Genomic DNA, 24,969 nt, shown 5'->3' on the forward strand with positions numbered 1-24,969 from the left:
CATTCAGATGCACACATCAACCCACTTTGCTGAAGTCAGCTCTGCCATTCTGTCCGGAGAAATACGTACGGCACTATGGATAGCGCCAGCGGCGGGGAGCACTTCAGCGTATTGTTTTAAAGAGATATCGCAGTAAACCGCAAGTGGGTTTTCAAGCCCAAACGGGCAGACGCCACCAACGGGATGACCCGTCACGGTAACCACTTCATCACTGCTGAGCATGCGTGCTTTCGCGCCAAACGTGTCTTTCAGTTTTTTGTTATCCAGACGCGCATCACCCTTCGCCACCACCAGAATCACCTCATTTTTAACCTTCAACGATAGGGTTTTGGCGATTTGTCCCGGCTCTACACGGTGGGCGGCAGCAGCCAGCGCAACGGTAGCCGTACTCTGGTTAAGTTCTATTACCTCTATTTCCGGCGCGTTGTCGGCAAAAAACTGCTGTACGGACTGCAAACTCATTGTTTCCTCCTGACAAATATCCTGCGTAATCTGTCATAAGAATTTATGCTCTGTAAATATCTCTTAAGTAACAAATATCCAGGATGGCTGATTTCTGGATCCTCTTCACAATCACAGAAACCGGTTACAGTAACCGGTTGCAGAGCGTGATGCGTAGATTAATACTGAGTATGTAACGTCCCCTGTATCCAATAATAAGAGCCAATTATGAAACCATTTCGTCTGAGCAGTACCGCTGGTACGCAAGCCAGCAAGGTTGTGAAGCTGATTTATGGAACAACGTGCGGCGCGAGCGCGCCTGTAATAAACGTCTGACAGGAGATCAACCATGTCTGCCAACCATGCTGCGTTTAATCTGATATTCCGTTTCGTTGAAAATTACGTGAGCCCGATCGCCGGGCGGATCTCGTCCCAGCGTCATGTCATGGCTATTCGTGATGGGTTCATCTCCGCGATGCCGTTCATGATTGTGGGTTCATTTTTATTAGTGTTTGCTTACCCACCGTTTTCGCCTGATACCACCTGGGGTTTCGCGCGCGCCTGGCTGGATATGGCGAAGCAGTTTGAAGGCCAGATCCTGACGCCGTTTGATATGACGATGGGCATTATGTCCATTTATATCTGCGCGGCCATCGCCTATAACCTTGGCAAACATTATGTCAAAACGCACCAGCTGGATCCGTTCATGTGCGCCATGCTGTCGCTGATGGCTTTTCTGCTGGTTGCCGCCCCGAAAACCAAAGGCACGCTTCCCGTCGACAGCCTGGGTGGAACGGGTATTTTTACCGCCATCCTGGTGGCGATTTACTGCGTTGAAATGATGCGTTTCCTGAAGGCGCATAACATCGGTATTCGCCTGCCGGACCAGGTGCCGCCGATGATCAAAAACTCCTTTGATCTGCTGATCCCGGTGCTGGTGGTGGTGTTAACGCTTTATCCGCTGAGCCTGGTGATTCAGTCTCAGTTTGACATGCTGATCCCGCAGGCAATTATGTCCATCTTCAAACCTCTGGTTTCCGCGGCGGATTCACTGCCCGCGATCCTGCTGGCGGTGTTGATTGGCCACCTGCTGTGGTTCGCCGGGATCCACGGGGCGGCTATTGTTTCCGGGATGCTGCAGATGTTCTGGCTGACTAACCTCGGAGCGAACCAGACCGCGCTGGCTGCCGGCCATCCTCTGCCACATATTTTTATGGAAGCCTTCTGGACGTTCTTCATCGTGATTGGCGGGTCGGGTGCGACGATGGGTCTGGTGATTTGCTATCTGCGCAGCCGTTCAGCGCATTTACGCTCTATTGGCCGATTGAGCGTGGTGCCCAGCTTCTTCAACATCAACGAACCCGTTATCTTCGGTACGCCGATTGTAATGAACCCGGTGTTCTTTATTCCGTTCCTGCTAGCCCCGATGGTTAACGCCGTGCTGGCCTGGGCGGCGATGACGTTTGATCTGATTGGTCGTGTTATTTCAGTTGTTCCCTGGACGGCACCGGCGCCGATAGGCGCAGCATGGGCTCTGGGCTGGGATTTCCGCGCGGCTATCCTGGTTGTGGTTCTGGCCTGCGTGTCGGCAATCATCTACTACCCGTTCTTCAAAGTGTACGAGAAGCAGCTGCTGGAGCAGGAAGCGGAAGAAGCACAGCGTAATGGGGAAGAGGACAATCAGCAGGTGGCTTAAAGACGTTGTGCCGGGTGGTGGCTGCGCCTTACCCGGCCTACGAGTCGAGGTTTTTGTAGGCCCGGTAAGCGAAGCGTCACCGGGCAATTCACTGCACTACTTCAGCGTGCAATCCCCGCACTGCTTAACGTCCGGCAGGCGATAGCGCTGGCAGCAGGTACGGCGTACCAGAAGCCCGTCACGGAGCACAACGGTACGGAATAACGGATTATCGCGACCATCGGAAAGCTGTTTGGCAAAGAAGCAGGACTGGCGCAGGGCCTCCACTTTCTCATCGCCAAGCAGCGGCTTCATTTCTGTTAAATACCAGTGAATTAAATACCCGGTATTACTCCAGATAAGCTTCCCGTTGATCTCGCCCGTTGCTTCAAGTGCCTCTACCACTGGGATCAGGGCCTGGATGACAAGCTGTTCCAGACGTTCCTGAGCAGAGAACTGCTCTGCGCCGCGATCTTCGTGCAGGTCAATCCAGAAGCAGGCTGCTCGGCCAGTTTCGTGGAACTCGACGTGAAAATGATCCGGGGAGAGCGCCAGCATGCTCTTTTGGGTTAATACCGCCAGCATGAGTGGGGGAACCATCAGCCCGATATACCACTGTGCCCACAGGGAAAGCAGAGGTTTATTTTCCCGTGTTAGGGTCGGCTGATTGCGATAGATATGGTCGGAATAGGTTGCAAGCAGCGACTGCAGCGTAGAGGGCTGCTGCCACTCAGCGAGCGTCATGGCGTGGTGCGGGGGCGCTTCATCAAGCCTGATAAAGTCCAGCAGGTGGGCGCGCGTCTTAGCAATCTTGTCCCGTATGGCATCCGCAAGCGACGCATTCCCGCTGGTGAGGGGCGCTCGCCAGAGGAGTGGTTCAACGATGTGTGCGGTATGCGTAGCCATAGTTGAGATAGAAATCTAAATGATAATGATTGCCAATCCTAACTATTGCTCATACCAATGGCAAGACTTTTGTCCTGATTAACCGAAGACGCGCTTAAGCGGTTTGTAGCTCTTCACTCAGCAGAATGTTATTGCGACCTAAATGCTTTGCTTCATAGAGGGCTCTGTCCGCTCTCTCCAGAGCGCTTTCCACGTCCTCGTTTTCGAAAATGGCAATACCGATGCTGATGGTGACATTGGTGGCGACGCTTTCGTTGAACAGATGGGGGATTTTCAAATCATAGACTTTCTGACGGATCCGCTCTGCCGTATGGCGGGCGTGTTCAAGTGAAATATTCGTCAGCAGCACCATGAACTCTTCCCCACCGAAACGCGCCACAATATCGCGCGATCTGACGGCATCACGAATTGCCGCAGAGACGCGCTTCAGCGCCTGGTCACCCATCATATGGCCATAATGGTCGTTATAGGCTTTGAAGTGGTCGATATCCATCAAAAGAACAAAATGTTCGCCGTTTTCTACCGCCGGCAGATTCTCCAGACGGCTCTGCAGGCCGCGACGATTATAGAGCCCGGTTAGCGGGTCCATCATACTGAGATCGGTCAGAGTTTCCCGTTCTTCCAACAGGCGAGAGAGCAGCTCCTGGGCGAAGCGATCGTTGCGCCGTTGCAAAATGTTATGAATAGCAATAGCCACCACAGGAAGTGCGAAAGAATAGGACATTCTTAGCCATATATCCTGGTCACTTAACCACAGGCAGACAATAAAGGCGGGAAGCGAGTGCAGCGTAAATGCTTTGATATTACTGGCGAAGGCCAGCGTTCCGATAAAAAGCACCGTGAGTAAAGCTATTAACAAATACATCGCCTGGTCATGGGTAATTAGCGAAAATTTCGAATCTATTTGCCAGGCCCACAAAATACCAAAGATTGCTGAAACGGCAGGAATATTTATCTTCCGCGCGCGCTTTTTCCAGTGCCAGACGAACAGGCCAGTACTGATCGCGAAAATAGCAATCAGAGGGGCAGAAAACACGCGTACAGAATAGAGCGGGTTTGTTACCGAGAACACGGCTGACGTTGCGTTCAGAAATAAAAATAAACGTAACGATAATTGATATTTTCTTTGAACCAAAGACCGCCAGGATTGTGATGTCATAGTCGTGCGTTTTTATTAAAACTTAATTAAAACAGATGAATAGGTGTGGTTTCGCACTTAATTATGCAAAAAACTCAAAGCGTAATTATAAGAAAAAGTTTATGTGTAGTTAACAGGTGAGCAATTTATCACCTTAGGAAATTTCTGTCATTCTACATAAGGAGAAAGGGCGATTTTTTTTGCTTCACTGCGCTGACAAATGATAATTTTTATCATATGATATTGTTTATCATTATCGTTATGAAAGGGCGATGTATGTTGAACAGGGCGCTGGGAAGTGCATGGGGAGTATTGCTGCCGGGCGTAATCCTTGTCGGTTTGATGTTTGCCGATCTCTCCATCGAAAGCTGGAAGGCCATCATTGTGGCAGGGCTGCTGATGACGTCAGGCATGATCTGGCACAAGCACCTACGCCATTATGTGTTACTGCCATCATGCGTCGCATTAGTCAGCGCAATTCTGGTGATAATGATGAGTTTGAAATAACAGGGAAAATAAGAGGTATTACAGAAGGGATATAAGATAATTGGTGCGAGGGGGGGGACTCGAACCCCCACATCCGTAAGGACACTAACACCTGAAGCTAGCGCGTCTACCAATTCCGCCACCTTCGCATACCATCGATACTGTAAAAGTATCGTAACCACGGAGGCGCATTCTAGATGTTTTCAGCTTTACGTCAACAGAAAAGTGCGCGCCTTTTATTGATTGCTGCAAAAATGGACGGAATTGCGACGCCTGCTTGCCGGATGGCGCTGGCGCTTATCCGGCCTGCATTGTATGGCGAATTATTTTTTTGCCTGACGCGTCATCACGGTGCGGTAGACCTTAAAGCGGCCCGTCTGGGCGATCACTTCGTGGAAGCCGAAGGTTTCGTCCAGCACTTTCGGGTACGCCAGGAAGGCGTTCGCCACGATGCGCAGCTCGCCGCCGCTGTTGAGGTGACGAGTCGCGCCACGGATCAGGGTTTGCGCAGCTTCGAGGCTGGTTTCCATCCCGTCGTGGAACGGCGGGTTAGAGATGATCATGTCAAAGCGGCCGGTGACGTCAGAGAAGACGTTGCTGGCAATCACATCGCCTTCAATGCCGTTGGCCGCAAGCGTTGCGCGGCTGGCTTCTACCGCCGGGGCGCTCACGTCACACAGGGTTAAACGCACTTTTGGTGAATGGCTGGCAAGCACCGTTGAAAGCACGCCCGCGCCGCAGCCCACGTCCAGCACTTTTCCTTTGGTGTGCGGCGTCAGGGTGGAGAGCAGCAGCTTGCTGCCCGTATCCAGCGCGTCACGGCTGAAGACACCCGGAAGGGTTTTGATGGTCAGGCCGTCAAGCTGGTACTCGTCCCAGTATGCCTGCGCATCAAACGTTGTCTGTTTTTCCAGACGGCCATGATACAGACCGCAGCGACGTGCGCTGTCGACTTTGGTCAGCGGCGCGTAGGCTTCCAGCATCTGCTCGGCGCTACGGACACCGCTGCGGTTTTCACCGACCACGAAAATATCGCAGCCAACCGGCAGCAGGGAGAGCAGGTTCATCAGCTGGAACTGGGCTTCCGGCTTGTTCTTCGGCCAGTAGTAGATCAGCGTATCGCAGTCGGCAATATCGCTCTGCTCCGCCACCAGGCTGAAGCGTGCGCGCTCGCCCATCTGGCGACTCAGCACCTGCCAGTGGTGGTAGTATTGGGTGTGGGCACGGCTTTCAGCACAGTCGAAACGCGCGGGCAGGTCATCCTGCATATCTCCGGCAAACAGAATACGGCTTTCTTCGAAATCATCACTGTGACGCAGCAAGACTTCACTTGCCGGGGTAAATGCAGACATGAATTGTTCCTCAATAAACTCAGGCGGGGATTATAGTAGGTAGATGGCGCACTTTCGACACATTTGCTATATTTGCGCGCCTGAGAGACAGGAGTTATCCCTATGACATCCCGACGAGACTGGCAGTTGCAGCAGCTGGGCATCACCCAGTGGGCTTTGCGTCGCCCGACGGCGTTGCAGGGCGAAATCGCCATCTCCATCCCCGCGCACGTTCGGCTGGTGATGGTGGCGGAAGAACTGCCTGCCCTGAATGAGCCCCTGATCGGTGATGTCCTTCGCAGCCTGAAGCTGACGCCCGACCAGGTCTTACAGCTGACGCCGGAACGGGTTGCCATGCTTCCTCCTGATAGCCGCTGTAACAGCTGGCGCATCGGAGAGACAAACGACATCTCTCTTCAGGGGAGCCAAATCAGCTCACCAGCGCTGGACGAGCTGAAAGCCAATCCAAAGGCGCGCAGCGCGCTATGGCAACAAATCTGCGAATATGAACACGATTTCTTCCCTCACGACGCCTGACCTGACCGCAGCGTTCGCGATTGAAACACGCGCCCACGCCTTTCCGTGGAGCGAAAAAACGTTTGCCAGCAATCAGGGCGAGCGCTATCTGAACTACCGTCTGGACGTTGACGGCACCCTGGCCGCGTTTGCCATCACGCAGGTGGTTCTTGACGAGGCGACGCTGTTTAACATCGCCGTCGACCCGGCGTTTCAGCGCCGTGGGCTGGGCAGAGAACTGCTTGAGCATCTCATTCGTGAGCTCGAAACCCGCGACGTTTTCACCCTGTGGCTGGAGGTGCGCGCGTCGAATGTCGCCGCCATCGCGCTCTATGAAAGCTTAGGCTTTAACGAGGCGACAGTCCGACGTAACTACTACCCCACCGCAGAGGGACGTGAAGACGCCATTATCATGGCTCTGCCAATTGGATAACGAATATAAGGTTGTAACGATGAAATGGGACTGGATTTTCTTTGATGCCGACGAAACGCTGTTTACGTTTGACTCGTTCGGCGGCCTACAGCGGATGTTTCTAGACTATAGCGTGACCTTCACCGCCGAAGATTTTCAGGACTATCAGGCGGTGAACAAGCCGCTGTGGGTGGATTACCAGAACGGTGCCATCACCGCGTTACAGCTTCAGCACCAGCGATTTGACGTCTGGGCGGAACGCTTAAAGGTCAGTCCGGGGACGCTGAACGAGGCTTTCCTTAACGCCATGGCCGATATCTGTGCGCCCCTGCCGGGCGCGGTTTCCCTGCTGAATGCGTTGAAAGGCAAGGTGAAACTGGGGATCATCACTAACGGCTTCACTGCGCTGCAGCAAATCCGCCTGGAGCGCACCGGCCTGCGCGATCATTTTGACGCACTGGTGATCTCGGAAGAGGTCGGCGTGCCGAAACCGGATCCGCGAATTTTCGATTATGCGCTGGCGCAGGCCGGTAATCCCGACCGCGATCGCGTGCTGATGGTGGGTGATACCGCAGAGTCTGATATTCTTGGCGGTATGAAGTCAGGTTTGTCGACCGTCTGGCTGAATGCGCATGGCCGCGTGAAGCCTGAAGGCATCGAGCCAACCTGGACCGTCACGTCATTGACCGAACTGGAGCAACTCCTGTGTAAACAATGATTGCCTGCCCCCCGTTGATGGGTAAAATAGCCGCAATTTTGTATTCCATGATGCGTGGCGTGCTGCCGCGCTTATAAAAGAAGATTTAATTATGACGTTGTCTCCTTATCTGCAAGAGGTGGCCAAGCGCCGTACTTTTGCCATTATCTCGCACCCGGATGCCGGTAAAACGACCATCACCGAGAAGGTGTTGCTGTTCGGACAGGCGATCCAGACTGCGGGTACCGTTAAAGGCCGTGGCTCCAGCCAGCATGCAAAATCTGACTGGATGGAGATGGAAAAGCAGCGTGGTATTTCGATTACCACCTCCGTGATGCAGTTCCCGTATCACGACTGCCTGGTGAACCTGCTGGACACCCCGGGGCACGAAGACTTCTCCGAAGATACCTACCGTACCCTGACGGCGGTGGACTGCTGTCTGATGGTGATCGACGCCGCGAAGGGTGTAGAAGATCGTACCCGCAAGCTGATGGAAGTTACCCGTCTGCGCGATACGCCGATCCTCACCTTTATGAACAAACTCGACCGTGACATCCGCGATCCGATGGAGCTGATGGATGAAGTGGAAAACGAGCTGAAGATCGCCTGTGCGCCAATCACCTGGCCAATTGGCTGCGGTAAGCTGTTCAAAGGGGTTTATCACCTCTATAAAGACGAAACTTACCTGTATCAGACCGGTAAAGGCCACACCATTCAGGAAGTGCGCATTGTGAAAGGTCTGGACAACCCGGATCTCGATGCCGCCGTTGGCGAAGAGCTGGCCGCGCAGCTGCGCGACGAGCTGGAACTGGTGAAGGGTGCGTCTCACGAGTTCGACAAAGAACTGTTCCTGAGCGGCGAAATTACCCCGGTCTTCTTCGGTACCGCGCTGGGTAACTTCGGCGTTGATCACATGCTGGACGGTCTGGTGGAGTGGGCACCTCAGCCGATGCCGCGTAAAACCGACACCCGCGAAGTGGAAGCGAAGGAAGAGAAGTTCACCGGCTTCGTCTTTAAAATTCAGGCCAACATGGACCCGAAACACCGCGACCGCGTGGCCTTCATGCGCGTGGTGTCCGGTAAGTATGAGAAGGGCATGAAGCTGCGCCAGGTGCGCATCGGTAAAGATGTCGTGATTTCCGACGCGCTGACCTTTATGGCGGGCGACCGTTCGCACGTTGAAGAGGCGTATCCGGGCGACATCATCGGTCTGCACAACCACGGTACGATCCAGATCGGCGATACCTTCACCCAGGGCGAGATGATGAAGTTCACGGGTATTCCGAACTTCGCACCGGAGCTGTTCCGTCGCATTCGTCTGCGCGATCCGCTGAAGCAGAAACAGCTGCTGAAAGGCCTTGTTCAGCTCTCTGAAGAGGGCGCCGTGCAGGTGTTCCGTCCAATCGCCAACAACGATCTGATTGTCGGCGCGGTCGGTGTGCTGCAGTTCGACGTGGTGGTTGCGCGCCTGAAGAGCGAATACAACGTGGAAGCGATTTACGAATCGGTCAACGTGGCGACCGCGCGCTGGGTTGAGTGTTCTGACGTGAAGAAATTCGAAGAATTTAAGCGTAAGAACGAAATTCAGCTGGCGCTTGATGGCGGCGACAACCTGACCTATATCGCGCCAACGATGGTCAACCTGAACCTGACGCAGGAACGTTATCCAGACGTTCAGTTCCGCAAAACGCGCGAACACTAATCCCCTCCCGCAGCACGGCAATCGCCGTGCTCTTCTTTTATTCCTGTCTTATTAGTCCCTTGCGGAATGTTCTTAATTCACCGCAAATTCACGCTATTCGCGCGTTTTTTACGCAATTCTGAAAGCGGCATTGTGAGAGTGATCTATATTTAACTCAGTGTTTAGCACCGGGCATGGATGAATTAACTGTTCAATGCATGTCGATTGGTTCTCCATTTCGCCCGTGTGTTTATTCGCGATATATAAAACTACTAAGGAAGTATTTAGCCCGAATAACGGGTAAAACACAGGAATACATCGATGAATATGACAAGACTGAAGATTTCTAAAACTCTGCTGGCTGTAACACTGGGTAGCGTTCTGGTTAGCGGTTCCGCCCTGGCGGAAAGCAGCACCATGGATAAAGCACAGTCCACGGCCGACACCGCAGGGCAAAAAATCGATAGCTCTATGAATAAAGTCGGTAATTTCATGGACGACAGCTCTATCACAGCAAAAGTGAAAGCCGCACTGGTGGATGATGAAGCCATCAAGAGCACCGATATTTCCGTTAAGACCGACAAAAAGGTCGTTACCCTGAGTGGCTTTGTTGAAAGCCAGGCCCAGGCCGAACAGGCTGTGAAGGTGGCGAAGGGTGTCGAAGGTGTTGCATCCGTGAGCGATAAACTGCACGTTCGCGACGGTAAAAACGCCTCGGTGAAAGGTTATGCCGGTGATGCCGCTACTACCAGCGAAATCAAAGCTAAACTGTTAGCAGATGACATCGTGCCGTCTCGTAAGGTGAAAGTGGAAACCACCGATGGCGTGGTTCAGCTTTCCGGTACGGTTGATTCACAGGCGCAAAGTGAACGCGCCGAGTCAATTGCGAAAGCCATTGATGGTGTTAAAAGCGTTAAAAACGATCTGAAAACGAAGTAAATCTGGACCATTCGCCCGTAAGGCTTAACCCTGCGGGCTAAATAAGAACGACTCTGGAAAAACGCCGGTGAGTGACCTGAGCGCTCACGTTTAGCGGCCGACATTAACTATGGTAAAGGAGAAGCTTATGTTTCGTTGGGGCATTATATTTCTGGTTATCGCGTTAATTGCCGCCGCATTGGGCTTTGGTGGTCTGGCAGGTACAGCGGCATGGGCAGCTAAAATTGTCTTCGTCGTTGGTATTATTCTGTTCCTGGTCAGCCTGTTTACGGGTCGTAGACGTCCGTAGCAAACGCAATATTCCTTCAACAAAATAAAGCCAGTCACTGCGACTGGCTTTTTCTTATTTGCGTTACAGGTCGGGTGCGTTACTGTGGAGTGATAAAATAATCAAAACAGGAAAGCAGAGGTGGGGCAACGAATTCCCGTTACGCTCGGCAATATTGCGCCGCTGACGTTAAAACCGTTTAGTGCGGGTCAACTCGCACTTGTCTGCGAGGGGGGAGGACAGCGCGGCATTTTCACCGCTGGCGTGCTGGATGAATTTATGCGCGCGCAGTTCAACCCGTTTGACCTCTACTTCGGCACGTCCGCCGGGGCGCAGAATCTCTCTGCCTATGTCTGTAACCAGCCCGGCTACGCGCGAAAAGTGATCATGCGCTTCACCACGGCGAAAGAATTTTTTAACCCGGTGCGCTTCGTTCGCGGCGGCAACCTGATCGATCTCGACTGGCTGCTGGAGTCGACCTCCAGCCAGATGCCGCTGGCCATGGATACCGCCGCCCGCCTGTTTGCTAGCGGCAAAGAATTCTGGATGTGCGCCAGCCGGGGGGATGACTATTCGCCGGGCTATTTCTCACCGCAGAAGGAGAACTGGCTCGACATCATCCGCGCCTCCAGCGCTATTCCCGGTTTTTATCGTACCGGCGCGCTGCTGGATGGCATCAGCTATCTGGACGGCGGCATCAGCGACGCGGTGCCGGTTCAGGAAGCCGCGCGACGCGGGGCGAAAACCATCGTGGTGATCCGTACCGTTCCATCGCAAATGTATTACACCCCCCAGTGGTTTAAGCGGATGGAGCGCTGGCTGGGCGACAGCAGCCTGCAGCCGCTGGTGAACATCGCGAAGCAGCATGAAACCACCTACGGCGCGATGCAGCGCTTTATTGAAAAACCCCCGGGCAAGCTGCGCATCTTTGAAATTTATCCGCCTAAGCCGCTGCTGAGCATGGCGTTGGGCAGCCGGTTGCCTGCGTTGCGTATGGATTACAAAACGGGGCGGCTGTGCGGGCGTTACTTCCTGGCGACCGTCGGGAAAATGCTGGCCGAGCAACCGCCTCTGCATCGGCATAAACGCATTATTACGCCACCTGCAATTGTCGCCAATGACGCCCTGACCATGCCGCTGGTGGACATTCCGCAGGCGAATGACGCTTTATTAGATAACGAGGATCTGGCGTGACGCACCGCTTTGTTGATACCCACTGCCACTTTGATTTCCCGCCGTTTACGGGGAATGAAGCGCAAAGCATTGCGAAAGCTGCCGAAACCGGCGTGCAGGCCATCATTGTGCCGTCGGTTGAAGCGGCCTATTTTACCCGCGTGCTGGAGCTTTCCGCGCGATACTCCGCGCTTTATGCCGCGCTCGGCCTGCATCCGATTGTGATTGAGCGCCATCGTGATGAGCATCTTGAAGAGCTGGATCGGGTGCTGCAACGTGGAGGAGAGAAACTTGTCGCCATCGGCGAGATCGGCCTCGATCTCTATCGCGAAGATCCGCAGTTTGAACGCCAGCAGACGATCCTGGACGCGCAGCTTCGGCTGGCAAAACGTCACGATCTGCCGGTGATCCTCCACTCCCGACGCACTCATGACAAACTGGCGATGCACCTGAAGCGCATCGACCTGCCGCGAAGAGGCGTAGTGCATGGTTTTTCCGGCAGCCTGCAGCAGGCGCAGCGTTTTATTGAACTGGGCTATAAAATTGGCGTCGGTGGCACCATCACCTATCCGCGCGCCAGTAAAACCCGTGACGTAATGGCGCAGCTGCCTCTCTCTGCGCTGTTACTGGAAACGGATGCCCCCGATATGCCGCTGAATGGTTTTCAGGGGCAGCCGAATCGCCCGGAACAGGCGGCGCGGGTGTTTAACGTGCTGTGCGAACTGCGTCAGGAACCTGAAGAGGTCATTGCCAGCGCGCTGCTCGAAAATACCCGTTCGGTTTTTGGTATCACGCTATAGATAAAGCGCCGGACGAATCACCGTTATCTTCTGTTTTTCCAGCGCCCGCGCCAGCGGTTCAATATCCTCCTGCGTGGCGCTGCGCCATGACGCCGCCTCGCCGTAGACCCCGTGTGCATGAAACGCGTTAATACGCACCGGAACATTCCCCAGCTCGAGGATGAACGCGATCAACGGTTTGATATGTTCCAGATAATCACACTGTTCCGGGATGACCAGCAAGCGGAGCTCCGTCAAACGGTGACGGTCTGCCAGCCAACGAATGCTCTCCTTAATCTGCGGGTTTTCGCGTCCGGTCAGGAAGCGGTGATATTCATTCCCCCACGCTTTGAGGTCCAGCATTGCGCCATCCAGCACCGGCAGCAGTTTTTGCCAGCCGGTTTCGCTTAGCAGACCGTTGCTGTCTACCAGGCAGGTTAAATGATGTAGCTCAGGATCGGTTTTGATCGCGGTAAACAGGGCGATCAAAAACGGCAGTTGGGTTGTGGCTTCGCCGCCGCTCACGGTGATCCCTTCGATAAAGGGCGCGGATTTACGGACCTGAACGAGGATCTCGTCGACGCTCAGGCGGTGCGCCATGGGCGTGGCCTGCTGCTGGCACAGGCGCAGGCAGGTGTCGCACTGCTGGCAGTGACTCTCCTGCCACCAGACGCGTCCGGCCTGAATGGTCAGCGCGTCGTGCGGGCAGTGGGGCACGCAGTCCCCGCAGTCGTTGCAGCGCCCGATGGTCCACGGGTTGTGGCAGGTTTTGCAGCGCAGGTTACAGCCCTGCAGGAACAGCGCCAGGCGGCTGCCCGGCCCGTCCACGCAGGAGAAGGGGATGACCTGACTAACTAAAGCGCATCTGCTGTTCATGGCTTATCACGCGCGGCTGACGTTCCAGAATACGGGTATTGCGTGCGGCCTCTTCCCCCAGCCACGTGGTGTTCGTTCTTGAACCCGCTTCCCGGTATTTCTCCAGATCCGACAAGCGAACCATATAGCCGGTCACGCGTACCAGATCGTTACCGGCCACATTCGCGGTGAACTCACGCATACCGGCCCTGAACGCCCCCAGGCAAAGCTGAACCACCGCCTGCGGATTGCGTTTTACCGTCTCATCCAGCGTTAAAATATCGCTGATCCCGGAATGATAGTGTTTATGGTGCGGCGCTAAGGCCAGCAGATGACTGACAGGATCCGGCTCGTCACCGTACGGCAGACGCGCCCCCGGCGTGGTGCCCGAATCGGAGCTGATGCCTGACTGGGCGTGCAGCATCGCGCGATGCTTCCAGCCGTGCTTCACCGGCGTATTTTCAACAAACGCCGCAAGCTGTTCGCTGATGCGATAACCCAGCGCGTTGGCCTGCTCGTCTTTCCCGTAACGCCCCGCCATGCCTGCTTTCTCACACAGTACGTTCACCGCTTCGGCAAGACCGTACATGCCAAACATCGGCACAAACCGATCGCCATCAATCAGCCCCTCTTTCACCAGGAAGCTATTCTCAAAGAAGCCGGATTGCCCGTACAGAAAATTGCAGCGCGCATCGATGATGGCGATTTGCTGCTGGCAGTAGTGCGGGAGCGAGCGGGTGAAGAAATCGTCAATGGATGTGCTGTGTTCGGCGATTGCCTTGAGGTTAAGGCGCACCAGGGTGCTGCCACCGCCCGCCAGCGGCAGAGAGTTGTAACAGCTCACCACGCCAAAACGGCCTTTTGTGAAAATTTTATCATTCACCGGACCGTTTGAAATATGCGGTTTGCTGCATTCACAAATGTTTTTTGCCACCTCAAGCAGTAAATCGTCTGGGGTGATCTCAGGATCGTAGATAAAGGTCAGATTGGGCGCAACCTGCTTCAGTTCAGCATCTGCACGCAGAATGGCACGGGTGACAGGGCCGTCGGCGGGCCCGATGTTGGCGTGCATAAACGCATCGGGCAGCGTTCTGTCGAGATAGCGCCAGAAACGTTTTATTCGGCTATCGATTTCTTCTTGTGTTAGAATTCTAACATACGGGTTCAGTAGTGCATCAAGCTGCCCCAGATAGACCGGCATTGATGTCACTGAAGGAACATGGTGGTAGAGAATAGTTAAGAGAGAGAGGGCGTCATCAAGATCTTTCGCGCCTTCCAGCTCCAGCCATTCCGAACCGTTAGCCAGGAATTTTTCATAATCCGGCAGCACGTAGCGCGGTTTGTAGGGCGCATGGCCTTCGTACATGTCGCAGATAAACCCCTCGTCCAGCGCGGCGCGGGCGGCCGGAGATAGCGTCGGGTAGGGCAGATAATTTTCCGCTTCCAGCGCCAGAAAATGACGTTTTTGCTCCGGGGTTAACACCAGGCTTGTCACAATGTGCTGGCAACGTTGTTGCAGGGCGTCGGGCATGTTCACTTCCTTGAATGTTCTGCGGATGATGAACGGATTGTAGGAAGCCAGCCTGCCGGCGCTTTTGATCCAACAAGGGGTATCGCTGCTTTAGTCAGCAACTTGCACGCTAAAGTTTGAAGAAGATCTCATTACAGTAATGCAAATTTGTACGCAGTTTTCATTAACTGTGATGAATGTCGAAGTGTGGATGCGGGTGAATGTTAGAATACTCACAGACCCGCAAGGTAAAATTTATACGGCACTGCCGTTGGAGAATGTTATGACCGATTTAACTGCAAGCAGCCTGCGCGCGTTGAAGCTGATGGACCTGACCACCCTGAACGATGACGACACCATTGAAAAAGTCATCGCCCTGTGCCATCAGGCAAAAACGCCAGTGGGTAACACCGCCGCCGTCTGTATCTACCCGCGCTTTATCCCGATTGCCCGCAAAACGCTGAAAGAGCAGGGCACGCCGGACGTGCGCATTGCAACCGTGACTAACTTCCCGCACGGCAATGACGACATTGAGATTGCGCTGGCGGAAACCCGCGCGGCAATTGCCTACGGCGCAGACGAAGTTGACGTGGTCTTCCCGTACCGCGCGCTGATTGCCGGCAACGAGCAGGTCGGTTTTGACCTGGTGAAAGCCTGTAAAGACGCGTGTGCGGCGGCAAACGTGCTGCTGAAAGTGATCATCGAAACCGGCGAGCTGAAAGAAGAGGCGCTGATTCGTAAGGCGTCAGAAATCTCCATCAAAGCCGGTGCGGATTTCATCAAAACCTCTACCGGTAAAGTGCCGGTCAATGCGACCCCGGAAAGCGCGCGCATCATGATGGAAGTTATCCGCGATATGGGTGTGTCCAAAACCGTGGGCTTCAAACCTGCGGGCGGCGTACGTACCGCGGAAGACGCGCAGCAGTTCCTGGCGATTGCCGACGAACTGTTTGGCGCTGAGTGGGCTGACTCCCGCCACTACCGCTTCGGCGCGTCCAGCCTGCTGGCCAGCCTGCTGAAGGCGCTGGGTCACGGCGACGGTAAGAGCGCAAGCAGCTACTAAGTTTGAATTGCCGGGTGGCGCTTCGCTTATCCGGCCTACAGGATCGCAGGGCGGGTAAGCGTACCCGCCGCCATTCACCCGATTCCGCATGGGGGTTACCGTGTTTCTCGCACAAGAAATTATTCGTAAAAAACGTGATGGTCTTGCTTTAAGCGACGAAGAAATTCGCTTCTTCATCAACGGCATTCGTGACAACACCGTCTCAGAAGGGCAGATTGCGGCTCTGGCGATGACCATTTTCTTCCACGATATGTCGATGCCTGAGCGCGTGTCGCTGACCATGGCGATGCGAGATTCAGGAACCGTTCTGGACTGGAAAAGCCTCAACCTCAACGGCCCGATTGTGGACAAACACTCCACCGGCGGCGTGGGTGATGTGACTTCGCTGATGCTTGGCCCTATGGTGGCAGCCTGCGGCGGTTACGTTCCCATGATCTCCGGGCGCGGCCTGGGCCACACCGGCGGTACGCTCGACAAACTGGAAGCCATTCCGGGCTTCGATATCTTCCCGGATGACAATCGCTTCCGCGACATTATTAAAGACGTTGGCGTGGCGATTATCGGCCAGACCAGCTCTCTTGCTCCGGCAGACAAGCGTTTTTACGCGACGCGTGATATTACCGCCACCGTAGACTCCATCCCGCTGATCACCGCCTCTATCCTCGCCAAAAAACTGGCGGAAGGGCTGGACGCGCTGGTGATGGACGTGAAGGTGGGCAGCGGCGCGTTTATGCCGACCTATGAACTCTCTGCTCAGCTTGCCGAAGCGATCGTTGGCGTCTCCAACGGCGCGGGCGTGCGCACCACCGCGCTGCTGACCGACATGAACCAGGTGCTGGCCTCCAGCGCCGGTAACGCGGTTGAAGTCCGCGAAGCCGTGCAGTTCCTCACAGGCGAATACCGTAACCCGCGCCTGCTCGATGTCACCATGGCGCTGTGCGTGGAGATGCTCATCTCCGGCAAGCTGGCCAAAGACGACGCGGAAGCCCGCGCGAAACTGCAGGCGGTGCTGGACAACGGCAAAGCGGCGGAGATCTTTGGCCGCATGGTGGCGGCGCAGAAAGGCCCGACCGATTTCGTCGAAAACTACGCGAAATACCTGCCGACCGCGATGCTCAGCAAAGCTGTTTATGCGGATGGCGAAGGTTTTGTCTCCGCCATGGACACCCGCGCGCTTGGCATGGCTGTTGTATCTATGGGTGGCGGACGTCGTCAGGCATCGGACACCATTGATTACAGCGTCGGCTTTACCGATATGGCCCGTCTGGGCGACAGCGTCGACGGCCAACGTCCGCTGGCAGTGATCCACGCGAAAGACGAAGCCAGCTGGCAGGACGCGGCGAAAGCGGTGAAAGCGGCAATATCTCTTGACGATAAAGCACCGGAAACCACACCGACGGTCTATCGTCGTATCACTGAATAGCGGTATACTGATCTGATCGCATTTTTATGAAGCACTACGTACGGAGAACAATTATGAAACGTGCATTTATTATGGTGCTGGACTCATTCGGCATCGGCGCAACCGAAGATGCAGAACGTTTTGGTGACGTGGGTTCCGATACCATGGGTCACATCGCGGAAGCCTGTGCAAAAGGCGAAGCGGACAACGGTCGTAAAGGCCCTCTGACTCTACCTAACCTGACCCGCCTCGGGCTGGTAAAAGCGCATGAAGGCTCTACCGGTAAAATCGCAGCCGGTATGGACGGCAACGCGGAAGTGGTGGGCGCCTACGCCTGGGCGCACGAGCTCTCTTCCGGGAAAGATACCCCGTCCGGTCACTGGGAAATCGCCGGCGTGCCGGTGCTGTTTGACTGGGGCTACTTCTCCGATCACGAGAACAGCTTCCCGCAGGAGCTGCTCGATAAGCTGGTGAAGCGTGCCAACCTGCCGGGCTACCTCGGTAACTGCCACTCTTCCGGCACCGTGATTCTGGATCAGCTCGGCGAAGAGCACATGAAAACCGGCAAGCCGATTTTCTACACCTCTGCTGACTCCGTGTTCCAGATTGCCTGCCACGAAGAGACGTTTGGCCTGGATAAACTCTACGAACTGTGCGAAATCGCCCGTGAAGAGCTGACCGAAGGCGGCTACAACATTGGCCGCGTTATCGCACGTCCGTTTATCGGCGACAAAGCGGGTAACTTCCAGCGTACCGGTAACCGTCATGACCTGGCCGTTGAGCCACCGGCGCCAACCGTGCTGCAGAAGCTGGTTGACGAGAAGGGCGGTCACGTGGTGTCCGTGGGCAAAATAGCGGATATCTATGCCAACTGCGGTATCACTAAAAAAGTGAAAGCGACCGGTCTGGATGCGCTGTTCGATGCCACTATCAAAGAGATGAAAGAAGCAGGCGATAAGACCATTGTCTTCACCAACTTCGTGGACTTCGACTCCTCCTGGGGCCACCGTCGCGATGTAGCCGGTTATGCTGCGGGCCTGGAGCTGTTTGACCGCCGTCTGCCGGAGCTGATGGAGCTGGTGGGGGAAGATGACATTCTGATCCTGACCGCAGACCACGGCTGTGACCCAACCTGGACCGGTACCGATCACACCCGTGAGCACATTCCGGTACTGGTGTACGGCCCGAAAGTGAAGCCGGGCTCGCTCGGTCACCGTGAAACCTTCGCGGACATCGGCCAGACCCTGGCGAAATACTTTGGTACGTCTGACATGGAATATGGCAAGGCCATGTTCTAAACGGATTGGGTGCGGCCTGATGCCCTCACCCCGGCCCTCTCCCACAGGTAGAGGGAGAACAGAATGTAGGCCGGGTAAGGCGTAGCCGCCACCCGGCAAAAACAACAATGTAAAAGGAACTGAAGATGGCAACTCCTCACATTAATGCAGAAATGGGTGATTTCGCTGACGTCGTATTGATGCCGGGCGACCCGCTGCGCGCGAAGCACATTGCAGAAACCTTCCTCGAAGACGTGCGTGAAGTGAACAACGTTCGCGGCATGCTGGGCTTCACCGGTACCTATAAAGGCCGCAAAATCTCCGTTATGGGCCACGGCATGGGTATCCCGTCCTGCTCCATCTACACCAAAGAGCTGATCACCGATTTCGGCGTGAAGAAAATCATCCGCGTAGGCTCCTGCGGTGCGGTGCGTATGGACGTTAAGCTGCGTGACGTGGTGATCGGCATGGGCGCGTGTACCGACTCTAAAGTTAACCGCATCCGCTTTAAGGATCATGACTTTGCGGCAATCGCTGACTTTGACATGGTGCGTAACGCGGTTGACGCGGCAAAAGCGCTGGGCGTTGACGCACGCGTGGGCAACCTGTTCTCTGCCGATCTGTTCTACTCGCCAGAAGGCGACATGTTCGACGTGATGGAAAAATACGGCATCCTGGGCGTGGAAATGGAAGCGGCCGGTATCTACGGCGTGGCGGCTGAGTTTGGTGCGAAAGCGCTGACCATCTGCACCGTGTCTGACCACATCCGTACCCACGAGCAGACCACCGCTGCCGAGCGTCAGACCACCTTCAACGACATGATCAAAATCGCGCTGGAATCCGTTCTGCTGGGCGATAAAGAGTAAGAGCTGTTGTGCCGGGTGGCGGCTTCGCCTGACCCGGCCTACGGTTTTCCAGGCCCGCTAAGCGCAGCGCCAGCGGGCTTTTTTACTAGCGTACTGCCTGCGCAATCCATGCCGATAAGTCCCGCAACTCTTGTTCCTGTTCCGGGAAATCCCCCATTAACGCGTCGCACTCCTGCTGCAGCATATCCGCCCGATACAAACAGCCCTGCAAGCGGGCCGCCAGCGCTTCCAGCGGTGCCGGGTTGAGGCTGTCCGTAAACACCTGCGTGCGGGTAATGTGGCCTTTCTCCACGTCAAAGTGCAGCTCCACGCCGCCCCAGGTAAAACGTTCGTCCAGCAGGTGTGAAAACGCCGGAGCCTGGCCGAAGTTCCATTCCCAGCTGCTCTGGCGTGCAAAGGTTTCGGCGAAGTTGGGCAGATCCGGGGTCTTATCCGGCGAAATCACTTCTGCATCCACGCGCTCGCCGTAATTTACAAAGAACGCTTCACGGATCGCGTCGCAAATCTGCTCGTGCGTAATCCCCGGCAGCAGCTCCACCAGATTCGCCACGCGTCCGCGCACGGAGGTAATGCCCTTAGCCTGGAGCTTTTTCTTATCAGGATTAAGGTAGTTCGCCAGACGGCTCAGGTCGGCGTTCAGCAGCAGGGTGCCGTGGTGGAACCCGCGATCCATCGTTTCGCGGTAGGCGGAGCCGGAGATCTTGCGGTCGCCCTCTGGCGTTTTGACCACGAGATCGTTCCGCCCCGAGGCTTCAGCCGTCACGCCGAGCGCATTGAGCGCGTTGAGCACAATAGACGTAGAGATAGTTTTGTCGTATTCCGGTTTTCCCGCCATAAAGGTAAAGCAGGTATTGCCCAGATCGTGAAACACCGCGCCGCCGCCGCTGCTCCTGCGTGCGAGACGGACGTTGTCCTCTTCCATACGCCGGGTGTTGCACTCTTTCCACGGGTTTTGCGCGCGGCCGATGACCACCGTATCGGCGTTACGCCAGAGAAACAGGACGCGCTGGGTGGCGGGCATCTGGCGGAAGATGCACTCTTCAACCGCGAGATTAAACCAGGGATCGTGAGAGTCAGAGATAAGCAGGCGTAACGTCGTCATGGCAGAGTTCCTTTTCCATATCTTTCGCCTACTTTATCACTATTCCTTCTTCTCGCTCTCTTCGTCTTCGGGAACCGACCTGCTGGCGGTCAGCAGGAACGGCGACTGCTGCCAGCGGGTACGCTTGCCCTGAAGCAACGTGCGCGCCAGCACGACGCCGATCGCCAGCGAGAGTAACAGCATCAGGCGCAGAATATTGGTGGTGTTATCCACCTGCTTAGCTTCTGTTGGCAGGGTGTGGGTATCCAGCGTCAGGCGCAGATACCCCAGCGGGCCATTTTTACCCTGAACGGGTTCGACAATCTGCTGGTTGAAATAGCCTCCGGCTTTTTTGCCGTCCAGCGCCAGCCTGTCGCGCACGTCGACGTGCTCACCGGCGCGGGCAATCAGGTCGCCTTTTTCATCGTACACGCCCGCATCCAGAATGCGGCTGTTTTCCGTGAGCTGACGCAAGACCTGGCCTATCCGCTTATCGTCCGGCGTTTCATTGCGCATCAGGGGCGCAACGTTGAGCGTCACCTGACGCGCCAGGGTACGGGCCAGCTCTTCAAACTGCGGGTTGCGCTGCCGCTGATGATTCTGGCTAAACCACGATGCCCCTTGCATCAATGCGACTAACAGTGCGAGACAGATCAGGACAATCACGGCGCGATGAAGCCGGAATTTCAGTTTTGCGCGAGCCATATTCCACCTGCTGAAAATTTAGGGCTTAATGTTGCCAGAAGTGATGGTTACAGGGTAGCCTCATGCGTTATTTTCCCTCTGGAACCTTCCGGCGCGAACAAAATTACAGGAGCTTTAATGCCGAACATTACCTGGTGTGACCTGCCAACGGATGTCTCTTTATGGCCAGGATTGCCGCTCTCGTTAAGTGGCGATGAGGTGATGCCTCTGGATTACCACGCTGGCCGTAGCGGCTGGCTCCTCTATGGACGCGGTCTGGATAAGCAACGCCTGACCCAGTATCAAACCAAACTGGGCGCGGCGATGGTCATTGTTGCCGCCTGGTGCGTGGAAGATTACCAGGTCATTCGCCTCGCGGGTTCCCTGACGCAGCGCGCCACGCGTCTGGCGCATGACGCCGGGCTGGACGTTGCGCCTCTCGGCAAAATTCCGCACCTGAAAACGCCGGGTCTGCTGGTGATGGACATGGACTCTACCGCTATTCAGATCGAATGTATTGACGAGATTGCTAAACTGGCAGGCAGTGGCGAGCTGGTGGCGGAAGTCACCGAGCGTGCGATGCGCGGCGAGCTGGACTTCACCGCCAGCCTGCGCCAGCGCGTGGCGACCCTGAAAGGGGCCGATGCTAACATCCTGCGCCAGGTGCGCGACGTGCTGCCGCTGATGCCGGGGCTGACGCAGCTGGTGCTGAAGCTCCAGTCCCTCGGCTGGAAAGTGGCGATCGCCTCCGGTGGCTTTACCTTCTTTGCGGATTATCTACGCGAGAAACTGCATCTGACCACGGTGGTCGCTAACGAGCTGGAAATCATGGACGGCAAGCTGACCGGCCAGGTGATCGGCGATATCGTGGATGCCCAGTACAAAGCCAATACCCTGACGCGCCTGGCGGAAAAGTATGAGATTCCGGTCGAGCAGACCGTCGGCATTGGCGACGGCGCGAACGATCTGCCAATGATCAAAGTGGCTGGCCTTGGCATTGCCTACCATGCCAAACCAAAAGTGAATGAAAAGACGGAAGTCACTATCCGTCACGCTGACCTGATGGGGGTGTTCTGCATTCTCTCCGGCAGCCTTAATCAGAAATAACGAGGTAAACCGTGGCGAAAGCTCCAAAACGCGCATTTGTCTGTAATGAATGTGGTGCGGATTATCCGCGCTGGCAGGGGCAATGCAGCGCCTGTCATGCCTGGAACACCATCACCGAAGTGCGTGGTGTGGCGGCTTCGCCGAGCGTGGCCCGCAATGAGCGCCTGAGCGGCTATGCGGGCAATGCAGGCGTGTCGAAGGTGCAAAAGCTTTCTGATATCAGCCTGGAAGCGCTACCGCGCTTTTCCACCGGCTTCAAAGAGTTTGACCGCGTGCTGGGCGGCGGCGTGGTGCCGGGCAGCGCGATTCTGATCGGCGGTAACCCGGGGGCGGGGAAATCGACCCTGCTGCTGCAAACGCTCTGCAAGCTCGCCGAACAGATGAAAACCCTGTACGTGACGGGTGAAGAATCCCTCCAGCAGGTGGCGATGCGCGCTCACCGTCTCGGCCTGCCGACCGGTAACCTGAACATGCTGTCGGAAACCAGCATCGAGCAGATCTGCATGATCGCCGAAGAAGAGCAGCCGAAGCTGATGGTGATCGACTCCATCCAGGTAATGCACATGGCGGACATCCAGTCCTCGCCGGGCAGCGTCGCGCAGGTGCGTGAGACCGCCGCTTACCTGACGCGCTTTGCCAAAACGCGCGGCGTGGCGATTGTGATGGTCGGCCACGTTACCAAAGATGGCTCTCTGGCGGGTCCGAAGGTGCTCGAACACTGTATCGACTGCTCGGTGATGCTCGACGGCGACGCGGATTCCCGCTTCCGCACCCTGCGCAGCCACAAGAACCGCTTCGGCGCGGTGAACGAACTGGGCGTGTTTGCCATGACCGAGCAGGGGCTGCGCGAGGTCAGCAACCCGTCGGCCATCTTCCTGAGCCGCGGCGATGAGATCACCTCCGGCAGTTCGGTAATGGTGCTGTGGGAAGGGACGCGCCCGCTGCTGGTTGAAATTCAGGCGCTGGTGGATCACTCGATGATGGGTAACCCGCGGCGCGTGGCGGTCGGTCTGGAGCAGAACCGCCTGGCGATCCTGCTGGCGGTGCTGCACCGTCACGGCGGGCTGCAGATGGCGGATCAGGATGTGTTCGTCAACGTGGTTGGCGGGGTGAAAGTCACTGAGACCAGCGCAGATCTGGCGCTGCTGCTGGCGATGGTCTCCAGCCTGCGCGACAGACCGCTGCCGCAGGATCTGGTCGTCTTCGGTGAAGTAGGGCTGGCCGGCGAAATCCGTCCGGTGCCGAGCGGCCAGGAGCGTATCTCCGAGGCGGCAAAGCACGGCTTCCGTCGGGCTATCGTTCCGGCAGCTAACGTGCCGAAAAAAATCCCGGAAGGGATGCAGGTCTTTGGCGTTAAGAAACTCGCAGATGCGTTAAATGTCTTTGACGACTTATAATTACGTATTCGATTTTGCAGGAGGCACCGTAATTTATGTCATCATTTGACTACATCAAGACCGCGATCCGCCAGAAGGGCTGCACGCTGCAGCAGGTGGCGGACGCCAGCGGCATGACCAAAGGCTACCTGAGCCAGTTGCTGAACGCCAAAATCAAAAGCCCCAGCGCGCAGAAGCTTGAAGCGCTGCACCGCTTTCTGGGGCTGGAGTTCCCGCGAATGCAAAAGAACATCGGCGTGGTGTTCGGCAAGTTTTATCCGCTGCATACCGGGCATATCTATCTGATCCAGCGAGCCTGTAGCCAGGTAGACGAGCTGCACATCATCATGGGCTACGACGAAACGCGCGATCGCCAGCTCTTTGAAGACAGCGCCATGTCGCAGCAGCCCACCGTGCCTGACCGTCTGCGCTGGCTGCTTCAGACCTTTAAGTACCAGAAAAACATTCGCATTCATGCCTTTAATGAAGAGGGCATGGAGCCGTATCCGCACGGCTGGGACGTGTGGAGCAACGGCATCAAAGCGTTTATGGAAGAGAAGGGCATTGCGCCTAACTGGATCTACACCTCTGAAGAGTCCGACGCGCCGCAGTTCCGCGAGCATCTGGGCATCGAGACGGTGCTGATCGACCCGAAACGGACCTTTATGAACATCAGCGGGGCGCAGATCCGCGAGAACCCGTTCCGCTACTGGGATTATATTCCGACCGAAGTGAAGCCGTTCTTCGTGCGTACGGTGGCTATTCTGGGCGGCGAGTCAAGCGGTAAATCAACGCTGGTCAACAAGCTGGCGAACATCTTCAACACCACCAGCGCGTGGGAGTATGGACGCGATTACGTCTTCTCTCACCTCGGCGGCGACGAGATGGCACTGCAGTATTCCGACTACGATAAAATCGCGCTCGGGCACGCCCAGTACATTGATTTCGCGGTGAAATACGCTAACAAAGTGGCGTTTATTGATACCGATTTCGTCACCACGCAGGCGTTCTGTAAAAAGTACGAGGGGCGCGAGCACCCGTTCGTGCAGGCGCTGATTGACGAATACCGCTTTGACCTGGTGATCCTGCTGGAAAACAACACCCCGTGGGTGGCCGACGGCATGCGCAGCCTGGGCAGCTCGGTGGACAGGCGCGAGTTCCAGACCATGCTGGTGGAGATGCTCAACGAGAACAACGTTGAGTTTGTGCATGTGGAAGAGTCGGATTATGACACCCGCTTCCTGCGCTGCGTCGAGCTGGTGAAGGAGATGATGGGGGAGCAGGGGTAATAACTTCCCCCTCGCCC

General features: G+C 55.8%; 25 protein-coding genes and 1 tRNA gene. 17 read left to right on the plus strand and 9 right to left on the minus strand.

All coding sequences use genetic code 11. The annotated features are described in order from the left end of the window. Positions 1-3 precede the first annotated feature (3 nt). Complete coding sequence (locus IM291_RS10070; RefSeq protein ID WP_150144800.1) at positions 4-462, minus strand: YbaK/EbsC family protein; 459 nt, start codon at positions 460-462, stop codon at positions 4-6. A 328-nt stretch (positions 463-790) separates the two neighbouring features. Between IM291_RS10070 and IM291_RS10075 the strand changes: the two genes are divergently transcribed. Next, positions 791-2,137, plus strand: a complete 1,347-nt coding sequence (locus IM291_RS10075; RefSeq protein WP_028015425.1) for a PTS sugar transporter subunit IIC — start codon at positions 791-793, stop codon at positions 2,135-2,137. A gap of 96 nt (positions 2,138-2,233) precedes the next feature. Here the strand turns inward: IM291_RS10075 and fhuF are convergent, their stop codons facing one another. Then, a complete protein-coding gene (fhuF, locus tag IM291_RS10080) occupies positions 2,234-3,022 on the minus strand; it encodes a siderophore-iron reductase FhuF (protein WP_028015426.1) in 789 nt (262 codons plus the stop codon). Between the two features lie 94 nt (positions 3,023-3,116). After that, positions 3,117-4,181, minus strand: coding sequence for a GGDEF domain-containing protein (locus tag IM291_RS10085; protein ID WP_192986793.1), 1,065 nt, complete (start codon positions 4,179-4,181; stop codon positions 3,117-3,119). 216 nt (positions 4,182-4,397) lie between these two features. Between IM291_RS10085 and IM291_RS10090 the strand changes: the two genes are divergently transcribed. After that, positions 4,398-4,667 (plus strand): DUF1435 domain-containing protein, encoded by a 270-nt coding sequence (locus tag IM291_RS10090; protein ID WP_192986795.1) that lies wholly within the window; start codon positions 4,398-4,400, stop codon positions 4,665-4,667. 41 nt (positions 4,668-4,708) lie between these two features. Here the strand turns inward: IM291_RS10090 and IM291_RS10095 are convergent. Both IM291_RS10095 and rsmC read right to left on the minus strand, forming a co-directional pair. Continuing rightward, positions 4,709-4,795, minus strand: a tRNA-Leu gene (locus IM291_RS10095). 174 nt (positions 4,796-4,969) lie between these two features. Next, entirely contained in the window at positions 4,970-5,998 is a 1,029-nt protein-coding gene (rsmC, locus tag IM291_RS10100) for a 16S rRNA (guanine(1207)-N(2))-methyltransferase RsmC (RefSeq protein ID WP_047367286.1), read from the minus strand. 102 nt (positions 5,999-6,100) lie between these two features. On the opposite strand from rsmC, the gene IM291_RS10105 reads away from it, so the two are divergent. From IM291_RS10105 to IM291_RS10140, 8 genes are all read left to right on the plus strand, one after another. Further along, the gene (locus IM291_RS10105; RefSeq protein ID WP_041911296.1) at positions 6,101-6,514 is read left to right on the plus strand and encodes a DNA polymerase III subunit psi; all 414 of its coding nucleotides are present in this window, start codon (positions 6,101-6,103) and stop codon (positions 6,512-6,514) included. Beyond that, positions 6,483-6,926, plus strand: a complete 444-nt coding sequence (gene rimI, locus IM291_RS10110; protein ID WP_028015431.1) for a ribosomal protein S18-alanine N-acetyltransferase — start codon at positions 6,483-6,485, stop codon at positions 6,924-6,926. Before IM291_RS10105 ends, rimI begins: the two co-directional genes overlap by 32 nt. Positions 6,927-6,945: 19 nt before the next feature. Beyond that, entirely contained in the window at positions 6,946-7,623 is a 678-nt protein-coding gene (yjjG, locus tag IM291_RS10115) for a pyrimidine 5'-nucleotidase (RefSeq protein ID WP_041911295.1), read from the plus strand. A gap of 91 nt (positions 7,624-7,714) precedes the next feature. Then, positions 7,715-9,304 (plus strand): peptide chain release factor 3, encoded by a 1,590-nt coding sequence (gene prfC / locus IM291_RS10120; protein ID WP_028015433.1) that lies wholly within the window; start codon positions 7,715-7,717, stop codon positions 9,302-9,304. A 300-nt stretch (positions 9,305-9,604) separates the two neighbouring features. Beyond that, positions 9,605-10,222: a molecular chaperone OsmY gene (gene osmY / locus IM291_RS10125; RefSeq protein ID WP_028015434.1), complete on the plus strand. Its 618-nt coding sequence runs from the start codon at positions 9,605-9,607 to the stop codon at positions 10,220-10,222. A 127-nt stretch (positions 10,223-10,349) separates the two neighbouring features. Beyond that, the gene (locus IM291_RS10130; RefSeq protein ID WP_003856556.1) at positions 10,350-10,511 is read left to right on the plus strand and encodes a DUF1328 domain-containing protein; all 162 of its coding nucleotides are present in this window, start codon (positions 10,350-10,352) and stop codon (positions 10,509-10,511) included. A 120-nt stretch (positions 10,512-10,631) separates the two neighbouring features. Beyond that, positions 10,632-11,684 carry a patatin family protein gene (locus tag IM291_RS10135; protein ID WP_192986797.1) on the plus strand — a complete coding sequence of 351 codons (1,053 nt, stop codon included), beginning with the start codon at positions 10,632-10,634 and terminating at the stop codon, positions 11,682-11,684. Further along, positions 11,681-12,463 carry a TatD family hydrolase gene (locus IM291_RS10140; protein ID WP_192986799.1) on the plus strand — a complete coding sequence of 261 codons (783 nt, stop codon included), beginning with the start codon at positions 11,681-11,683 and terminating at the stop codon, positions 12,461-12,463. Before IM291_RS10135 ends, IM291_RS10140 begins: the two co-directional genes overlap by 4 nt. Here IM291_RS10140 and IM291_RS10145 read toward each other — a convergent pair. Both IM291_RS10145 and IM291_RS10150 read right to left on the minus strand, forming a co-directional pair. Continuing rightward, positions 12,458-13,318 carry a YjjW family glycine radical enzyme activase gene (locus tag IM291_RS10145; protein ID WP_049001325.1) on the minus strand — a complete coding sequence of 287 codons (861 nt, stop codon included), beginning with the start codon at positions 13,316-13,318 and terminating at the stop codon, positions 12,458-12,460. The genes IM291_RS10140 and IM291_RS10145 overlap by 6 nt on opposite strands. Next, the gene (locus IM291_RS10150; protein ID WP_192986801.1) at positions 13,293-14,828 is read right to left on the minus strand and encodes a YjjI family glycine radical enzyme; all 1,536 of its coding nucleotides are present in this window, start codon (positions 14,826-14,828) and stop codon (positions 13,293-13,295) included. The genes IM291_RS10145 and IM291_RS10150 overlap by 26 nt, the downstream gene beginning before the upstream one ends. 262 nt (positions 14,829-15,090) lie before the next feature. Between IM291_RS10150 and deoC the strand changes: the two genes are divergently transcribed. From deoC to deoD, 4 genes are all read left to right on the plus strand, one after another. Next, positions 15,091-15,870: a deoxyribose-phosphate aldolase gene (deoC, locus tag IM291_RS10155; protein WP_226840328.1), complete on the plus strand. Its 780-nt coding sequence runs from the start codon at positions 15,091-15,093 to the stop codon at positions 15,868-15,870. Between the two features lie 100 nt (positions 15,871-15,970). Continuing rightward, positions 15,971-17,293: a thymidine phosphorylase gene (deoA, locus tag IM291_RS10160; protein ID WP_192986803.1), complete on the plus strand. Its 1,323-nt coding sequence runs from the start codon at positions 15,971-15,973 to the stop codon at positions 17,291-17,293. 53 nt (positions 17,294-17,346) lie between these two features. After that, the gene (gene deoB / locus IM291_RS10165; protein WP_025912138.1) at positions 17,347-18,570 is read left to right on the plus strand and encodes a phosphopentomutase; all 1,224 of its coding nucleotides are present in this window, start codon (positions 17,347-17,349) and stop codon (positions 18,568-18,570) included. A gap of 125 nt (positions 18,571-18,695) precedes the next feature. Then, complete coding sequence (gene deoD / locus IM291_RS10170) at positions 18,696-19,415, plus strand: purine-nucleoside phosphorylase (protein WP_003856538.1); 720 nt, start codon at positions 18,696-18,698, stop codon at positions 19,413-19,415. An 85-nt stretch (positions 19,416-19,500) separates the two neighbouring features. Here the strand turns inward: deoD and lplA are convergent, their stop codons facing one another. Next, a complete protein-coding gene (lplA, locus tag IM291_RS10175) occupies positions 19,501-20,517 on the minus strand; it encodes a lipoate--protein ligase LplA (protein ID WP_192986804.1) in 1,017 nt (338 codons plus the stop codon). 39 nt (positions 20,518-20,556) lie between these two features. Continuing rightward, positions 20,557-21,201: a YtjB family periplasmic protein gene (locus IM291_RS10180; RefSeq protein WP_028015443.1), complete on the minus strand. Its 645-nt coding sequence runs from the start codon at positions 21,199-21,201 to the stop codon at positions 20,557-20,559. A gap of 117 nt (positions 21,202-21,318) precedes the next feature. On the opposite strand from IM291_RS10180, the gene serB reads away from it, so the two are divergent. Genes serB through nadR form a run of 3 tightly spaced genes read left to right on the plus strand, consistent with a single transcriptional unit; the run spans position 21,319 to position 24,952 of the window. After that, positions 21,319-22,287, plus strand: coding sequence for a phosphoserine phosphatase (gene serB / locus IM291_RS10185; protein ID WP_028015444.1), 969 nt, complete (start codon positions 21,319-21,321; stop codon positions 22,285-22,287). Between the two features lie 11 nt (positions 22,288-22,298). Then, complete coding sequence (gene radA / locus IM291_RS10190) at positions 22,299-23,684, plus strand: DNA repair protein RadA (protein WP_003856523.1); 1,386 nt, start codon at positions 22,299-22,301, stop codon at positions 23,682-23,684. Between the two features lie 35 nt (positions 23,685-23,719). Further along, positions 23,720-24,952, plus strand: coding sequence for a multifunctional transcriptional regulator/nicotinamide-nucleotide adenylyltransferase/ribosylnicotinamide kinase NadR (gene nadR, locus IM291_RS10195; protein ID WP_003856522.1), 1,233 nt, complete (start codon positions 23,720-23,722; stop codon positions 24,950-24,952). The last annotated feature ends 17 nt before the right edge of the window (positions 24,953-24,969 follow it).

The organism is Enterobacter cloacae complex sp. P27C (genome assembly GCF_014895705.1).
Classification (GTDB): domain Bacteria; phylum Pseudomonadota; class Gammaproteobacteria; order Enterobacterales; family Enterobacteriaceae; genus Enterobacter; species Enterobacter bugandensis.

Excerpts from the sequence above, each read along its gene's own strand:
- IM291_RS10070 (WP_150144800.1), bottom strand. The coding sequence starts at position 462 with ATGAGTTTGCAGTCCGTACAGCAGTTTTTTGCCGACAACGCGCCGGAA.
- IM291_RS10075 (WP_028015425.1), top strand. The coding sequence starts at position 791 with ATGTCTGCCAACCATGCTGCGTTTAATCTGATATTCCGTTTCGTTGAA.
- fhuF (WP_028015426.1), bottom strand. The coding sequence starts at position 3,022 with ATGGCTACGCATACCGCACACATCGTTGAACCACTCCTCTGGCGAGCG.
- IM291_RS10085 (WP_192986793.1), bottom strand. The coding sequence starts at position 4,181 with ATGACATCACAATCCTGGCGGTCTTTGGTTCAAAGAAAATATCAATTA.
- IM291_RS10090 (WP_192986795.1), top strand. The coding sequence starts at position 4,398 with ATGATATTGTTTATCATTATCGTTATGAAAGGGCGATGTATGTTGAAC.
- rsmC (WP_047367286.1), bottom strand. The coding sequence starts at position 5,998 with ATGTCTGCATTTACCCCGGCAAGTGAAGTCTTGCTGCGTCACAGTGAT.
- IM291_RS10105 (WP_041911296.1), top strand. The coding sequence starts at position 6,101 with ATGACATCCCGACGAGACTGGCAGTTGCAGCAGCTGGGCATCACCCAG.
- rimI (WP_028015431.1), top strand. The coding sequence starts at position 6,483 with ATGAACACGATTTCTTCCCTCACGACGCCTGACCTGACCGCAGCGTTC.
- yjjG (WP_041911295.1), top strand. The coding sequence starts at position 6,946 with ATGAAATGGGACTGGATTTTCTTTGATGCCGACGAAACGCTGTTTACG.
- prfC (WP_028015433.1), top strand. The coding sequence starts at position 7,715 with ATGACGTTGTCTCCTTATCTGCAAGAGGTGGCCAAGCGCCGTACTTTT.
- osmY (WP_028015434.1), top strand. The coding sequence starts at position 9,605 with ATGAATATGACAAGACTGAAGATTTCTAAAACTCTGCTGGCTGTAACA.
- IM291_RS10130 (WP_003856556.1), top strand. The coding sequence starts at position 10,350 with ATGTTTCGTTGGGGCATTATATTTCTGGTTATCGCGTTAATTGCCGCC.
- IM291_RS10145 (WP_049001325.1), bottom strand. The coding sequence starts at position 13,318 with ATGAACAGCAGATGCGCTTTAGTTAGTCAGGTCATCCCCTTCTCCTGC.
- IM291_RS10150 (WP_192986801.1), bottom strand. The coding sequence starts at position 14,828 with ATGCCCGACGCCCTGCAACAACGTTGCCAGCACATTGTGACAAGCCTG.
- deoC (WP_226840328.1), top strand. The coding sequence starts at position 15,091 with ATGACCGATTTAACTGCAAGCAGCCTGCGCGCGTTGAAGCTGATGGAC.
- deoB (WP_025912138.1), top strand. The coding sequence starts at position 17,347 with ATGAAACGTGCATTTATTATGGTGCTGGACTCATTCGGCATCGGCGCA.
- deoD (WP_003856538.1), top strand. The coding sequence starts at position 18,696 with ATGGCAACTCCTCACATTAATGCAGAAATGGGTGATTTCGCTGACGTC.
- lplA (WP_192986804.1), bottom strand. The coding sequence starts at position 20,517 with ATGACGACGTTACGCCTGCTTATCTCTGACTCTCACGATCCCTGGTTT.
- IM291_RS10180 (WP_028015443.1), bottom strand. The coding sequence starts at position 21,201 with ATGGCTCGCGCAAAACTGAAATTCCGGCTTCATCGCGCCGTGATTGTC.
- serB (WP_028015444.1), top strand. The coding sequence starts at position 21,319 with ATGCCGAACATTACCTGGTGTGACCTGCCAACGGATGTCTCTTTATGG.
- nadR (WP_003856522.1), top strand. The coding sequence starts at position 23,720 with ATGTCATCATTTGACTACATCAAGACCGCGATCCGCCAGAAGGGCTGC.